Raw genomic sequence first — 15,676 nt, 5'->3', positions numbered from 1 at the left:
AACCCCTCCCTACACCCTCCCAAGGGAGGGAATCGCACAATCCTCGCTTTTTTATTTCTTCCGAACACTTCTGGTGAGGACACGAACGCCGGGTAATGAATTAATTTAACCTCTCCGATCCGTGTCCCCACGGATCGCCTGCCATTTGCATCAATAGTAACACCAGCTACAAGCTGTAAAAAGCAGCCGCGTTCCCACCAAAAAACAATTCCTTTTCTGTAGCAGAAAGTCTTTCGGCATACAGGTCCATTACCTCCATTGTTTTTTCATAGCCTCCGGCCAGGAGGCAAACGGGCCAGTCGGAGCCAAACATTACCTGGTTGATACCGAAAGCGTTGAATACAATATCGATATAAGGGATAAAATCAGCTGCCGGGGTGTTGTCCCAGTCCGCTTCGGTGAGCAGGGCCGATACCTTGCAGGATACATTGGGATAGCTTGCCAGCTTTTCGATATCCTGCTTCCATCCATCAATTTTTCCGGCTTTGATGTAGGGTTTGGCCATGTGGTCGAGCACAAACTTTTGATCCGGAAATTCGGCAACCAATTGCGCGGCATACGGCAAATGGTTAGGGAAAATGAGGATATCATAAGTATATCCGTGTTTACCCAAAGCGGCGATGCCTTTTTTAAACGCCGGATCAAGCATGTATTGCTCGTCGGGCTCCGACTGCAGGATATGCCGGAAGCCTTTAAGCTTTTCATATTTTTTAAAATGATCCAGGCGGTCTTCCAGGTCACCGGCTTTCAAATCTATCCAGCCTACTACCCCTTTGATGAAGGGGTTAACGGATGCCAGATCTAACAGAAATTCCGTTTCCTTTTCCGACTGATCGGCCTGAACGGCGACACTGCCATCCATGCCGTGTTTTTGCAGTACAGGTAACAGGTCTTCGGGATAAAAATCCCGCCCTATTACCTGCATGTCTTCAGTGATCCAGCTGTCCCTTACCGGGTTGTATTGCCAGAAATGCTGATGTGCATCAATTTTTAGCATAAGCTATCAGGTTTTGTTTTGATTCGCCAAGGCCTTCAATACCTAATTCTACCACGTCGCCTGCTTTTAAGTAGATCGGCGGCTTCATCCCTAAGCCAACACCTGCAGGTGTACCTGTCGAGATAATATCGCCCGGCAGCAGGGTCATGAACTGGCTGGTATACGAGATCAGGTGCGGCAGGTTAAATATAAAGTTTGAGGTAGTACCGTCCTGCATGGTTTCGCCGTTAACTTTTAGCCACAGGCGCAGGTTATGCGGATCGGCAATTTCATCAGGTGTAGCTAAAAACGGACCAAGCGGCGCAAAGGTATCACAGCCTTTACCCTTATCCCAGGTACCATTACGCTCCAGTTGAAATTCGCGCTCGCTTACGTCATTGTGCAGCACGTAACCGGCTACGTAGTCCATAGCCTCGGCTTCTTCCACATACGATGCTTTTTTGCCGATAACCACAGCCAGTTCCACTTCCCAATCGGTTTTTACAGAGTTTTTAGGGATCATGATGTCATCAAACGGACCAACAATAGCGGTGGTTGCTTTCATAAAGATCACCGGCTCGGGCGGCAGCGGCGCATTGGTTTCTTTAGCATGGTCGGCATAGTTAAGACCAATACAAACCAGTTTTGAAGGGCGCACGATAGGACTGCCTAAGCGTACATCATCAGCAACTTCGGGTAGTAAGTTATCTTTTATAAAATCAGCAAGGCGGCTAAGTCCGTCAGTTTCAAAAAACTGTTCGGTGTAATCTTCGCCGAAGGCCGATACATCGTATTTTTTATCATTCAGGATAACTCCCGGTTTCTCTTTACCGCTTTCGCCAAATCGTATAAGCTTCATTTGTATGTTTTTAGTTAGTTGTCAGTTTAATAATAGTATCGTTAGGGTCGGTTGCCACACCGCTAAGATATACAAACACGCCCTCGGTTTGTTGTTTAAATTTCACCGCGCTGCCATCGGCCAGTAAAGCGGCTTTGGTCACTTTGCCTTTTAATTGCGGAATGAAAACGTATGGTTGCTGCGGTGCTGTCATCACATGCACATACAGGTTTTTATCTTTTTGGGTGATTACTCCCCAGGGCTGTGCAGGGATACCGCTGCCGCGGGTACCGTAAATCGCTTCGCCATTTTTTTGTACCCAGGCGCCTACAACAGCCAGTGTATCGGTAAATTCAGGCTGAATTTTTCCGTTAGGCATCGGGCCTATGTTCAATAAAAAGTTTGCATTTAAACCGGCTGCGTTCACCAAATAATGGATTATGCGTTTTGATGATTTAAAGCTCCTGTCGGTAATGTTAAAGCCCCAACTGTTGTTGATGGTTTCGCAGGTTTCCAAAGGTAATGCACCTATTTTTGATTTACCGCTGAAGCCGGTTGTATTGGCTCCGGGCAGGTCTTTCTCAAACATCTGGAAATCCTCGCCTTCTTTAGGTTCAAGGTGATGGTTGTTGCCTACCAGTATGGCGGGGTTCAGTTTATGGATCAATCCGTAGATCTCGTCATAATGCCAGTTAACATCACGCTCCCAGTGGCCGTCAAACCAAATGCCTTTAACGCCGGGGTATTTGGTAATGAGCTCCGTAAGCTGCGCTTTCATGAAATTGATGTAGCTGTCCCAGTCGCCATTTGCGGGTTTGCCGTCAACTATCGGACTGCCATAAGCATAATCCTTGCGGCCCCAATCCAACAGCGAATAATAAAAATGCAGTTCGATGCCTTCTTTAACACATTCCTGCGCCAGCTCCATCAGCGGGTCTTTGTGGTATGGCGTAGCATCAACAATATTGTACGGCGATGCTTTAGTACCAAACATGCTGAATCCATCATGATGGCGCGAGGTAACGGTGATATACTTCATACCCGCTTTTTTGGCAAACATCACCCAGTCGTGGGCGTTAAAAGCCTGCGGATTAAAGAAATCGGCCAGGCGTTTATAGCTATCATAAGGGATATGCTTTTCATTCATCACCCACTCGCCCGCGCCAAGCTCACTGTAAATACCCCAGTGAATAAACAGGCCGAACTTCATATCCTGGAAATTTTGCCTTGCAGCAAGGTTGTCGGCCGTTGGCGTGTAGGTTTGAGCACCCGCGCGTACGGCGCCAAGCAACATACCCATTAATAATAGCTTTTTAATCATATCAAGTCAGGTTTAATTGTTCAGGGTAATAAAGCCGCCATCGATAGGGTAATCGGTACCGGTAATAAATCCGGCCTCGTCCGAACAAAGGTAAAGCGCCAATGCTGCTACTTCTTCAGGTTTACCCATCCTGCCTATAGGCTGGCTTTTTGAGAGCTTTTCGAAGATCTCCTCTTCCCTGCCCGCATAGTTTTTAGCAATAAAGCCATCCACAAAAGGAGTATGCACCCTTGCCGGTGAAATACAGTTACAACGGATGTTATCATGGAGAAAATCACGCGCTACTGATAAAGTCATGGCATGGATGGCGCCTTTACTCATGGAGTAAGCAAACCTGTCGGTAATACCAACGCTGGCCGCTATGGAAGCCGTGTTGAGGATCACGCCGCCGCCATTGGTTTTCATTGCCGGGAGGGCCGCGTAAAGGCAGTTGTAAGCGCCTTTAACATTTACGTTAAACACCCGCTCAAAATCTTCGGTACTGGTATTATCTGCCCTGCCAATATGCGCTATGCCTGCGTTATTGATCAGGATATCTATCTTACCTATTTTGGTAAAAGTATCAACCACTTGTTGCTGGTTGCTAACATCACAGGCATAGCCAGTAGCTTTACCGCCTGCCGAAGTTATTTCGGTCACGGTATCGGCCGCTGCCTGGTCATTTAATTCGATGATATGAACTTCGGCACCTTGCTGTGCAAATAATACGGCCATAGCCTTACCTATGCCGCTGCCGCCGCCGGTTACAATTACTGATTTATTGGTTAGTTTGAACATAAATACGGGCCGAGCCCCCTCTAAATCTCCCCCGGAAGGGGAGACTTTTTGTTTTTATGGTTATTAAATATTTCTTCTTTGCTTCCAAAACCGGGGAATGCGCGATTCCCCTCTTGAGAGGGGTGTAGGGGTGTGTTTCTGCTTTGAAAGTCAATGCGCAGAGACACACCCCTGCTAACGCTCTTTTCCATCCCGCCCCCTCTCAAGAGGGGAGCTTTTATCTTTCGTCTTTGTTGGTGTTGTCACCAATAACTTATACTTCGCGCTAATCAAAAGCCCTCTCCCTTTAGGGGAGGGTTTGGGTGGGGCTCTTCGCCGTTGTTGGTGTTGTCACCAACAACCTCCTATATTATAACGACACCCCTCTTTTCCACGGAATAAAATCATCCTGGCCGAGTTTTACCGATTTAGGTTCTGCTTCGCCGCTGGCTACTTTTATTACGTAATCCAGGATGCGCTCGCCGGCCTGCTGGATGGTTTCCGCTCCCTCGATGATAGTTCCGCAATTGATATCGATAATATCGGGCATGCGTTGAAACATGGCCGTATTGGTTGATAGTTTGATGACCGGAGTTACCGGGTTACCTGTAGGTGTGCCCAAACCGGTGGTAAACAATACGATATTCGCGCCTGCGCCTACTTCGGCAGTGGTGCTTTCCACATCGCTTCCAGGGGTACATAGTAAATTCAAACCGGGTTTGGTTACTTTTTCAGGATAATCCAATACCGCGGTTACCGGCGATGTACCGCCCTTTTTCGCTGCACCTGCCGATTTGATAGCATCAGTGATCAATCCATCGCGGATATTACCCGGCGATGGGTTGGCATAGAAGCCTGACCCATCCGCCTCTGCACGTGCATTATAAGTAGTCATGAGGTGCATGAAGCGGTTAGCGGTTTCCACATCGATACAACGATCGCTCAGTTCCTGCTCCACACCGCAAAGCTCAGGGAACTCTGAAAGGATCACCGAACCGCCCATGGCAACCAGCAGATCGGATAAATAACCCAATGCCGGGTTAGCCGAAATTCCCGAAAAACCATCCGAACCGCCGCACTCCAAGCCAACACACAGTTTTGACAATGGTGCAGGTTGACGGGTTGTTTCATTGGCTTTCACCAAACCCGCGAAGGTTTGTTTCAAAGCTTGTTTCAACAGCTCGCTTTCGGTGCCTACTTTTTGTTGCTCCAATACTACCAGCGGCTTGCTGAAATTAGCATCACGTTTAGCAATTTCATTTTGCAAAATGCTTACCTGCGCATGCTGGCAGCCCAAGCTTAATATGGTTGCTCCAGCCACGTTGGGATGGGTAATGTAGCCTGCTATCAATCCGCAAAGGGTATCTGAATCTTCGCGGGTGCCACCGCAACCCATGCTGTGACTCAAAAATTTAATGCCGTCGATATTTTTGAACAGGCGTTTAGAGTTTGGCTTATCCTCGGATGCCTGGATATCGGCATTCAAAATTTCCTCAACAGATTTACCGGCCTGATAAAGTTCCATCAGTTGCTCCACATCGCCCTCGTAGCTTTTGGCTTTTTTATAGCCCAGCTTATCAACCAGTGCTTCCTTTAATACGTTGATATTCCTGTTCTCACAAAAAACCATCGGAACTACAATCCAGTAGTTACCTGTACCTACCGAACCATCGGCACGGTGGTAGCCCATAAAGGTTTTGCCTTCAAAGTTAGCCGTATCAGGCTGGTGCCATTGTAGTTTGCGCTCGCCAAGGTGAAATCCTTCGGCTGCGTGGTGTACATTTTCGGTAGTTAACAAACCACCCTTCGGTATGGTTGCCGAGGCTTTGCCTACCAGTACGCCGTACATGTAAATTTCCTTGCCTACCGGCAGTTCGTTAATGGCGAATTTATGTTTAGCTGCTACTTTATCTACCAGTGTAAAAGTCTGTCCATCAAACGTGATAACGGTTCCCTGCGGCAGGTCCTGCAAGGCTACGAGTACGTTATCATGCGGATGGATCCTTAAATATGTTTCTTTTTGTGTTGACATTATTTGTATATGATCGGTCCTTTTTTTAGTAAGGACAATATTTTTTTGCTTATTGCTGAAGCGTAAGTTCAATTACCGGAATTTCATAAGGCGGTTTTTGTGCAGGCAGCGTTAATTCCAGGTCGTCACCGCTGCCATCCTTATATAAAAGCTCCGAGCTGTCATTTAAAAACTGCGCGTATTTAATCTTGCCTTTGTAGCCGGGCAATACCAGTTTGCCTTGCGGATAGTTAAACAAATGTATATACAGTTTACCGGCCGCTTTGTTATAAGTAAGCTTGCTTCCCTCTGGTATCTTATAGGTGTCTGGGGCAAACGTGCAGTTATATACCGATTTGCTGTTGGCATGCATCCAGTAAGCCAGGCTATCCAGCGCGCGGGTAGCACGATAGTCAAACTCGCCGCGGGCGGTTGGCCCTACATTCAGGATCAGGTTGCCGCCATTGCTTACCGAAGTAATTAACAGATCGAGCAGTTGACGATGGGTTTTCCAGGTATTTTCATCACGGTAGTACCCCCATGAGCCCGAAAAGGTTTGGCAGGTTTCCCAGGTTTTGCCGCGGTATTTAGCTAACTCGGCGGTGCTTACCTGTTCAGGGGTTTCAAAATCGGCGCCGTCTTTATATTCTTCCAGGTTAAGGCGGTTATCTACAATGATGCCCGGCTGTAACTTCCTGATCAGCTTAAGCAATTCAACCGATCCCCAATCATCTTTACCTTTACCGTGCCCATCCTTACGGGGGAAAGAAAAATCAAGCCAAAGGATATCGATTTTGCCGTATTTGGTTAGCAGTTCGGTGATCTGATCGCGCATATACTGGCGGTATTTGGCCATATCGCGTCCTTTGTTCAGCTTAGCGTATGATGCATCACTTTTATCGGCAGGTGACTGCGGATGATGCTCATCTATTATATAATCGGGATGGTGCCAGTCTAACAGTGAATAATAAAAACCCACTTTTAAACCCTGTGCCCTGAAAGCGTTCACATATTCACGTACCAGGTCGCGTTTGGCTTTGGTATTGGGAGCTTTATAATCGGTAAATTTTGAATCGAACAGGCAAAATCCTTCGTGGTGCTTGGTGGTCAGCACAGCATATTTCATCCCTGCCGCTTTGGCCTGCTTTGCCCATTTCTGCGGATCAAAAAGATCAGGGTTAAACTGGTCGAAATATTTCTGGTAACCGGCATTATCAATTTTTTCATTATGCTTTACCCATTCGTGACGGGCAGCCTGTGAGTATAGGCCCCAGTGAATGAACATGCCGAAGCGGTCGTCCTTCCACCATTCCATGCGTTTCTCTTTCTGGGCATCGGTTTCGGTGCCTATCATTTTTTGCGCAAATACCGATGGGGCCATCAGCAATACCAACATCAACAGTAATTGTAGTTTCTTTAGCATAACTATTCTATTTATAAGGAGAAAATTTTGTCCATTAAAACCCATTTTGCACCTGCAGGCGCATTTTTTACCGGCGACTGATATCCCCACATCAAATCTTCCCATTCCTTTACTTTAGGGTTCGCCGCATCTAAAGCTGCCGATTTATCGAAACTGAAAGTATCATCAACCTCCATGATCATGAACATGCGGGTATCAAAACGGTATATCTCCATTTTGGTGATTCCTTTGGCGATAATGCTGTCATGAATTTCGGGCCAAATAGCCTGGTGATATTTTTCGTATTCGGCAATGAGTGCCGCGTCATCTTTCAGATCGAGGGTTAAACAGTATCGCTTACTCATAGAATAGCTCTCAAAAAAGTTTATATCGGTAATACAAAGAAATAAGGTTTGCAGGTAAATAGTTATCGGGAATTAAACAAAATGTTCAACTATTTTGGCATAGACCGTTGATGTGTTTTGATTACGCTGATAGCGTTGATTTTGAACTATGATTTTGGAGATTGGGGATTGTCAGGTTTTTTTCTGAACCGGGATTTTTAAGGAATCTATTAGATGGACAGGATTTTTGTCTGAACTGTTTTTTGAATTTGTTAAATGGACGGGGTTTAAATAGCCAGGGATATTTCGACTATCATCCCGGCAATCCTTAAATCCTGAAAATCACGGTTCAGAATCAATCAAAACCTAAGTATTCCTTTTGGTGCACTTCTACCGAGCCGGAGATATTATCGTGATTAAGAAATATTACGATATGGAAAAAATCATTATCAAACAGATAGATATCGTTTTTAATATCAGAGCCGTGGAGTTTCATGATCAGGCCCATGTGTTTTGCCTGGCCTATTAAGTTAATGATGTGTTTCGGTGTAGAAGTGGCGTAGGTAACGGTACGCAATATGGCCCCACTGCTTAGCTTGCTGTTAACGCCTATTACAATGGTTTCTTCCTTATTATCCGGCCCTATCCTGTTCAGGTGCTCAATGCTGTTGCCATTAACATCCTGGAGATACTGGCGCTTGAATTTTTTCCCGAGGGTGAGATAGTTGTGTGCTTCGGCGTTTGAAAGATTGGAGATATTTGCCAGATCATTAATGGTTATGCTTTGGGCAAATAACGTTGCGCTGCAAAACAACAATAAGGCAATTAACAGGGTTCTCTTCATTTTTTAACTTACCAAATATACTTTTTACTATTTAAAACCGTCGCCGGGATGATAGGTGCGCTGCGCGTGCTTTAAAACATCTTTTTTGTAAAACAGCACATCCTTAAATTTACCGTCAATAATGCCCTGCTCCTGATCGGTGAAGTTTTTTGATGCAGGATCAAAAGAGCTGCCGCCGTTTACGATGCTTTTGGCCCTTAACCGTGTACCAAATTCCACAACAGCGATAAAACTATTGCCCGAATATCCATACCGCTTGTTGGTGTTCATGGTACGGCTCTGGAACGATGGCAGCTGTCCAAAGCCCGATCCTGTTAAACCAACCGGGATACTGGGTTTATTATCATCAAAGCTAATGCCATCATCCGGGCGCTGGTAACGGTTCATCTCTCCCCACTCCACTTTCCAGGTGCCAAAACGGCTTTGCAAATTTTTAAGTACATCGTTTAACCAAGCCAACTGCTGCGCCGGACTTATGGTTTTCACCAGCGTTTGAAAGCGCCGGGTAATAAAAGTGCTTTCCTGATCGGTTTGAGGCGGCGGCAGCGCTTTCATCATCAGGGTGCCCCATTCAATAGCAAGCGAACTGGCTACAGAATGGATAGCGGTATTCCTGTCCCATTGCTGCAGGATCTTTATTGGCTCAGCAAGCGATTGCTTAACCGAATCGGGAGCAGCGTCATATGCTTTGAACAAGGAGGGTAACAGATCGTCAAAAGCAGCAAGGTAGTGGTCATACCCTTTGGCTACCAGGTCATCAAGCGTAAGGTTTTTCGCATCTTTTAAAATCCTGATAGCAGTTACTGCCCGGTAGTTTTCACCATCGGGGGCCATGTACACCGGGTATTTACTTTTATCCGGACTTGGCGTGCCCGAAGCCGTATACGGCGTTGAATTACAGTTCTGGATCCAGCCGGTGGCGGGGTTGGTAATGGTGATGATCTCGCTCAGCTTGTGAATACCTTGCCATTCGGTAGCTGATGTGCTGCCATCAACCGGCAGGCTCCAGTCGTATTTAGGGTTGCGTTTAGGAATATAATTGCCGTACCAAAAAATGGTATTCCCTTTATCATCGGCGTAAACAGTACTGTTTGTAGCGTTTGATACCATGTTCATGGCCTTTTTATATTCGGTCAAGTTGTTGGCTTTGGTTATCAGCCATGACTCAACCAGGGCATTATATGAGCGGTTGTTAGCTTTAAGTGCAAGCCATTTACCGTCCCTGGCGCCCAGCACCGGGCCATGATGGGTATAATAGCCTGTTATAGAGCGCTGTTCAATCTCATTGTTATTCTTTATTTTGAAAGATAGTTCGCGGGTGATAACGGGCCTTAGCTTACCATCATATTCGTAATACCATTTACCATCCTTTTTGCTCACCTTTTCGGCGTAAAGATCGGCCACATCGGCATAGGCACTGGTATGCATCCATCCGCCAATGCTGGTTAAAGCCCTGGTAAATAAAAAACTGGCCCCAGGTAACAGCCCCGTACGCGTTAAGGCCTTCATCGCTTACCAGCTCAACCTCACTGCGAAAATAGAACGGCACATGCGGATTGATATACAACAAAGCATGGCCCGATGCCGATTTGGATGGCGCTATAGCAAAGCCATTTGAGCCGGTTTCGCGCTCGTTCACCATGTCGTAAATACTTTTTTCCGGCTGGCCGGTTACCGCGCCAAGCTTTTCGGGGGCGGTACTGTAAAAGTCTTTGGTTTCGCTTAGTTTAATGCCCCCGGTTTCGGTAGCGGCAACGCTGCCATCGGTAAACATCAACGCATACCAGGGTTCAAAATGTTTAAATACTTTGGGTTTTACTTCGGGATGTTTGTACAGGTAATAATTAATGCCATCGGCAAAAGCATCCAACAGTTTCCGGAACCAGGGGGCGCTTGTTTTGTAATCTTTGATGGCGTCGGCACTATCGGCAATCAGTTGCAGCTGCACATCGGTATATAAATTAGTTTCGCCGTCAACCTCGGTCTGTTTACCTAACTGGTAAAGGTAGTTACGTTCAATGCCTTTAAAGTTATCCTCGCACTGGGTATACATCAATCCGAAAACAACAGCTGCATCTGTTTTTCCATAAATGTGAGGAACTCCCCAATTATCCCTGATAATGGTTACTGACTTTGCTAATGTTTTCTCCCGTTTTATTTCCTTTTGATTAATTTTTTGAGCAAAAACCAAAGCAGGAAGAAACATTGAAATAATAATAAAATTTGCTTTTATAGTAACAGCAATTTTACCAAACAATTTATCCATATAAATGTGAAGTAAACGAGGCTTTTTAAAGATTTTGAGGTAAATTTGGAGATTAATTCATAATAATTACATAGCAGCGCCGTTTTTATTCAAATATTTACAATCGGCTTTTTTGAGGTAATTATTTGCTGTACTTTAAAACTGTATAGTTAACATTTGATAAATTTCTGTACCGGTTTCCACTCCGGTTTCCGAATATAAAGAGCTTGGGTACGCATTTAAGATGATATCTGAGATTTAGTTGATTCAATATCATTTGAGACGTGATATTGTGTGCGTTCCGGGGTGAGATACGGAACGCATTTTTTGTTTATGAATGAGATCATGGTTCATAGTTAATGGTTCATGGCAATTAGTGGTAATCACTACGAGATTCAAATTCGGCCATGATCCATGAACCATCAACTAATAAACTACTAATGAACCCACTTATCCTTGTACCACGCCATAGCTAACAACACCATGCGGTTATAGGTTTCGAGGCCCTGGGGCTGGTTGTTGGCTTTCAGGAAATTATCGTAAAAAATACTGCTTATAGCACCCAGCTTGTTTTCATAGGCCAGCCAGTAATTGCGCTCGGTGATATAATCGCTGCGTACATCTTTACTGATGAGCGCTTTGAGTTCTTTATGAGCAAGGGTATCACGGGCACCAAGCGAATGCATGAATTCCTGCACGGCGAGATGATATGCCGAATAACGCAATAATCTGTCGTGCGATTTTACGGCGATGACAAAACCCGCAAAATCAGCTTCATCTTCGGCCCCATACCCCATCTGGTGCGACATTTCATGACATACCACAAAGGGCCGGTTAAAAATGGGCATCTGGTAATTTACCTGGGCTTCGGAGGTGAAAGGGTTATAATAGCCCGAGGTGCCAATATAATTTAATAAGGGCGTCAATATCGATGGTTTAATATCAGGATTATAAGCCCTGAAATTAACAGAATCTTTACTGAGTACGCCGATTGCATGCCGTGCTGTATTATAAATATGGGTATTACTTTGGGCCCAGTCTGCCGGTGTAAGCCGTGCACGGGTAACGTTGGCGCTGTCAATCAGGATGCGGGTTACGGCTTTAAGATCGGCGGTTGTAAAAGCCGTGTCGCTGAGCCCAAGCCGCTCGGAGGCCGGCAGCCTGAAATAGTTCATTCCCCACAACATATAAAAAGCCACAATGCCTGCCTGTATACCTATAACCAACCCTAAAAAAAGTCTCCCCGCCATTTGGAACCTTTTTTTAAACAGCAGGGCAATTAGCTTAATCACCGCATAGATCAAATAAATAACCACGGCTATATATATAATGTCGCCAACACTAAACGGAAATATGTTTAAAATGGAATGAAAAACCCGGCAAATAATAATGTAAAAACCATTGGCATAATAACGTTCAACAGCGGCCGGATGATCAGCAAACAGCATCAGCAAAAAAATAGCCAATGCCAATGATATTATCGCGATGATCCTTTTTAGTACAGGTTTTTTGTTGGTTGGGTAGCGCATTATCTAAGGTAAATATAGCGCTTTAGGGTTCAGGTTTAAAAAAGAATGCTTTTGCGCGCTAAAAACCCGGGTAATAGAAAAAGCCCCCTTGGCAGGAGGCTTTCAAAATTGTGAAAAATAAGGTTACTGAATATCATTTACTTACAGACACCGGCACTACAATCTTATCCCAGAACATGCAAAAGCTTTTTGCATCAACTGTATAAACTAATCTTTCGTGCATCGGCGCGGCTTTGGTTTTTACGTTTACACGCAGGGCGTCTTTTGACTCATCGTATTTAAACGCGCCCCATTGTTTGGCCACTTTGTTAAAGATAGCTGTCCAGGTACCGTTTTCGGCAGGGACCAGGAAGAAGCTATAAGTACCCGCTGCCAGTGGTTTACCCTCAACTTTGATATCTTTTGTTGTTGTAAAAGTTGTGGCCTCGTTAGCACCTGCACGCCATACTTTACCGTAAGCTTCAAGACCTCCCCAAATTTTACGGCCTTTAACCGATGGGCTGCCATAGTTAATAGTAATAGTTGAACCAGCCGCTGTACCGCTAACGCTATCGCGCGGGCTTGCTGGTTTGTCCTGGGCAAAGGTTACCGCTGATACTAATAAGGCGAAAGCAAACAGGAATGCTGCTTTAAGCTGAAATGATTTTTTCATAAGATTTCTCATAAATTGTTTAATATAAAGATAGATTGAAATTTGGTTTAAAAACAACTATTCGTTTAAATACCTTCGAGAGGTGATTTTAACACATAAAACACTGAAAATAAACACCTGATGGTTAAACTATTTTGATTTTATATTGTTTAATAATTGAAAGATCATATTGCAATTAGGAATCGACCGGAGGGATTCATAGCCCAAAGGTTAAACAATTGTTGTGGTTTTTTTACCCTGCCTACCATGGCAGGGTTTTTTATGCGCCGACATCATTGTACCTTATAAGTTAATATGCTCCGTCCTATATTGCCTGCTTCATCAATACCCTCCATCACCAAACGGTAATTACCTTTGCTATCTGCATTAAAAAAATCAAACGAGGCATTGCCATCTTTGTCGGTTACAATATCGGGGTTCCAGTATATAGCGGTTCTTGCGTCAGGTTTCTTATCAGCACCTGTTGATGCTTCATAAACCGGTGAATAAAAGGTACGGGCTTTGTAAAAACCCCTTGCTGTAAAATACAGTAAGCCTGGCGACATCACATTATTTGAAACAACCGGAGCTTGAGTTTTCCGCATTTTGAGTACCAATACCCCATTTGCCCCCCTTACACCATAAATGGTAGCATCGTTATTTTTTAACACATTTACACTTTCAACATCAGCAGCATTGTAATTATCAATACTTGTTCCGGCCGGCAATACGGTATCATCAACTACGATCAACATTGGCCCTCCCTGCATGGCCGGGTTCACCTTATCAGCCAGGTAGGGTACGCCTTGTCTCAAAACAACACCATTTAAACGGCCCTGCAACCCGTTTGACAGGGTGCTTTGGTCTCGCAGGTTATTTTTCCCCAAAACCTCTGTAGTAAGTTTGCCGGCATTAATACCTCTGTCATTAATAGTAACCGCATTAAGTGCCCTGCTATTCGCATCAGCTATGTAAACCGGCTGTTGCGTTGTTTTATCAAAGCCCGCACCGTTTACCCCCTGTGCCGGGCCCATCAAATCTCCGGTTTTAATATTTGTTAATGCCTTTGCCAGAGAAATGGATATTTTGGTATTACTTTTCCCTTCGGCTGTTTTAGCCTGGATCATGAACGGGGTTTTATCATCATAAACCAGGTTTTTGAAAGTAAAATTACCATCCTGATCGGTGGTTTGTGTTAATAAAGCCCCGCCTGCCTGCGGCATCAGGGTTACCGTACCGCCATCAACCGGCTTCCCCGAAACTGTTTTCACCTGGCCCGATACATCGAAACCGTTTTCGGCAGTATACACTGCGGCAGTGTTGTTATCATTGAGCACTTGCTTCCACTCAAAGTGGCGGTACCCCTGGGTTAACATCAATACATCCAGGTTAAACCGGGTATCATTGCTAACATCAGCAAAATAATAATTGGGTTGCTCAATTACCCCTTTCAGATCAGACGTTAGCAGCAGACTTGATAATATGCTATTTTCATCATCCCCGGTTACAGACGCTTTACCGGCATCAATAATATTGATGCTGATAAATAGCTTTTTACCGCCTCTCCGTTTTTGTTTTTAGTATTGATAGCAATATGCACCTTTCCTCTTACCGGGTATAAAGGTTTATCGCTAACAGATGTAATCGTTAACAGGTCGGGATTTTGGATAAATACCAGGCGCTCATTCAATGGTTCGCCCTGCTCCGAAAAAAGCGTTATCCGGGTTATACCTGTTTTAAAATCTTTTTTATTAAGATTTAGGTCGAGCACCTGGTTATCAAGCACGGTTTTTACCGAGCGGATACTACCGGCCGAATAAATAATTATACCTATTTCTTTGTTCTTATTTTTAAGGTAATAAGCTTTATTGGCATTTATTTCAATGCCAAGTTTATCGGGATTATCATTGTTAACCATCAACGTGATCCCCTCGTTATCGGCTTTCGGTAAATCCACTATCGCTTTGGTACCATCGGCATAGGTTAAATTAGCTTTATAAGTTTTACCTGCTTCGGCAGTAATAAATATAAGCCCCATGCCCAGGTGTTTCGATTCAAACCTGGTTACTTCGGTATTGGAGTTATCAACCACAACACCTTTAACATCAAGCCCCGGCCCGTTTGCACTTACCGCTTTAAAGGCCAGCTTGGTTGGTATACCGTTTACAAAACTTCCCCCTTCCGGAAAAAAAGCGATGTTAGGTTTACCTGCTTTAACCACTAACGCTTTATTGCCCGCAAATGCCCTCCCATTGACGTTTACCTGCCGGTCAAATGAACTCTGCCCGTTATCGATCATCCATTTAGTATACGCCCTGATACGATAGGCCCCTCCGGGCAAGATACCGGGAAGACTAAAATCGCCTGCGGCCAAGCCATTAACCATTTGCAGCGTGATAGTTTGCAGCAGGGAATCGGAAGGGTTAACCAGGTCGACATGTAACATGCCGCTTAACTTTGAAGGCTCATGCTGTTCGCCCAGGGTTACATATGCTTTAAAGTATATGGTATCGCCTGCATTGTAATAAGGTTTATTCAAATGCAGGTACACTTTTTCAACCGCTTTACTGGCCGATAAAGTTTGCAGGCGCGATACCACAGCATCTAAAGAAACGGAAGGTGAAACCGGTTTATTATTTTGTGAAAAAACAGGCACAGAGCAATACCATGCCGCTAACAGCGATAAAACTATCTTTTTCATAAGCGGGATAATAGCAGGTTAAGCTGGTTATATAATGGCAATTAAATATAAGTATTTATTTGCAAAAACACTCATTTT

General features: G+C 44.7%; 14 protein-coding genes. All 14 read right to left on the bottom strand.

The genetic code is table 11. The features are described 5' to 3' along the window. Window positions 1–166: 166 nt before the first annotated feature. Window positions 167–997: an amidohydrolase gene (locus ABID99_RS03065; protein ID WP_373612806.1), complete on the bottom strand. Its 831-nt coding sequence runs from the start codon at window positions 995–997 to the stop codon at window positions 167–169. Then, window positions 984–1,835, bottom strand: coding sequence for a fumarylacetoacetate hydrolase family protein (locus tag ABID99_RS03060; protein ID WP_373612805.1), 852 nt, complete (start codon window positions 1,833–1,835; stop codon window positions 984–986). The genes ABID99_RS03065 and ABID99_RS03060 overlap by 14 nt, the downstream gene beginning before the upstream one ends. A 10-nt stretch (window positions 1,836–1,845) precedes the next feature. Continuing rightward, a complete protein-coding gene (locus tag ABID99_RS03055) occupies window positions 1,846–3,135 on the bottom strand; it encodes an alpha-L-fucosidase (RefSeq protein ID WP_373612804.1) in 1,290 nt (429 codons plus the stop codon). Window positions 3,136–3,147: 12 nt separating this feature from the next. Next, window positions 3,148–3,912, bottom strand: a complete 765-nt coding sequence (locus ABID99_RS03050) for an SDR family NAD(P)-dependent oxidoreductase (RefSeq protein WP_373612803.1) — start codon at window positions 3,910–3,912, stop codon at window positions 3,148–3,150. A gap of 349 nt (window positions 3,913–4,261) precedes the next feature. Continuing rightward, window positions 4,262–5,923, bottom strand: a complete 1,662-nt coding sequence (locus tag ABID99_RS03045) for a UxaA family hydrolase (protein ID WP_373612802.1) — start codon at window positions 5,921–5,923, stop codon at window positions 4,262–4,264. A 49-nt stretch (window positions 5,924–5,972) separates the two neighbouring features. Continuing rightward, the gene (locus ABID99_RS03040) at window positions 5,973–7,325 is read right to left on the bottom strand and encodes an alpha-L-fucosidase (protein WP_090528251.1); all 1,353 of its coding nucleotides are present in this window, start codon (window positions 7,323–7,325) and stop codon (window positions 5,973–5,975) included. Between the two features lie 11 nt (window positions 7,326–7,336). Beyond that, the gene (locus ABID99_RS03035; protein WP_373612801.1) at window positions 7,337–7,669 is read right to left on the bottom strand and encodes an L-rhamnose mutarotase; all 333 of its coding nucleotides are present in this window, start codon (window positions 7,667–7,669) and stop codon (window positions 7,337–7,339) included. Window positions 7,670–8,003: 334 nt separating this feature from the next. Beyond that, window positions 8,004–8,492 (bottom strand): hypothetical protein, encoded by a 489-nt coding sequence (locus ABID99_RS03030; RefSeq protein WP_354486167.1) that lies wholly within the window; start codon window positions 8,490–8,492, stop codon window positions 8,004–8,006. Window positions 8,493–8,519: 27 nt separating this feature from the next. Next, on the bottom strand, window positions 8,520–9,920 hold the full coding sequence (locus ABID99_RS03025; RefSeq protein ID WP_373615889.1) for a penicillin acylase family protein: 1,401 nt from the start codon (window positions 9,918–9,920) through the stop codon (window positions 8,520–8,522). Further along, a complete protein-coding gene (locus tag ABID99_RS03020) occupies window positions 9,853–10,758 on the bottom strand; it encodes a penicillin acylase family protein (RefSeq protein ID WP_373612800.1) in 906 nt (301 codons plus the stop codon). The genes ABID99_RS03025 and ABID99_RS03020 overlap by 68 nt, the downstream gene beginning before the upstream one ends. A 416-nt stretch (window positions 10,759–11,174) precedes the next feature. Beyond that, window positions 11,175–12,266 carry a DUF3810 domain-containing protein gene (locus tag ABID99_RS03015; protein WP_373612799.1) on the bottom strand — a complete coding sequence of 364 codons (1,092 nt, stop codon included), beginning with the start codon at window positions 12,264–12,266 and terminating at the stop codon, window positions 11,175–11,177. A gap of 133 nt (window positions 12,267–12,399) precedes the next feature. After that, on the bottom strand, window positions 12,400–12,918 hold the full coding sequence (locus ABID99_RS03010) for a DUF2911 domain-containing protein (RefSeq protein ID WP_090528267.1): 519 nt from the start codon (window positions 12,916–12,918) through the stop codon (window positions 12,400–12,402). A gap of 272 nt (window positions 12,919–13,190) precedes the next feature. Next, on the bottom strand, window positions 13,191–14,276 hold the full coding sequence (locus tag ABID99_RS03005) for a hypothetical protein (protein ID WP_373612797.1): 1,086 nt from the start codon (window positions 14,274–14,276) through the stop codon (window positions 13,191–13,193). 125 nt (window positions 14,277–14,401) lie between these two features. Beyond that, window positions 14,402–15,598: a hypothetical protein gene (locus ABID99_RS03000; RefSeq protein WP_373612796.1), complete on the bottom strand. Its 1,197-nt coding sequence runs from the start codon at window positions 15,596–15,598 to the stop codon at window positions 14,402–14,404. Window positions 15,599–15,676: the final 78 nt, after the last annotated feature.

The sequence above is a fragment of the Mucilaginibacter sp. OAE612 genome (assembly GCF_041806395.1).
Taxonomy (GTDB): domain Bacteria; phylum Bacteroidota; class Bacteroidia; order Sphingobacteriales; family Sphingobacteriaceae; genus Mucilaginibacter; species Mucilaginibacter rubeus.
Note: the sequence above shows the minus strand (reverse complement) of the source record. Positions and strands in the feature narration are given on the sequence as shown.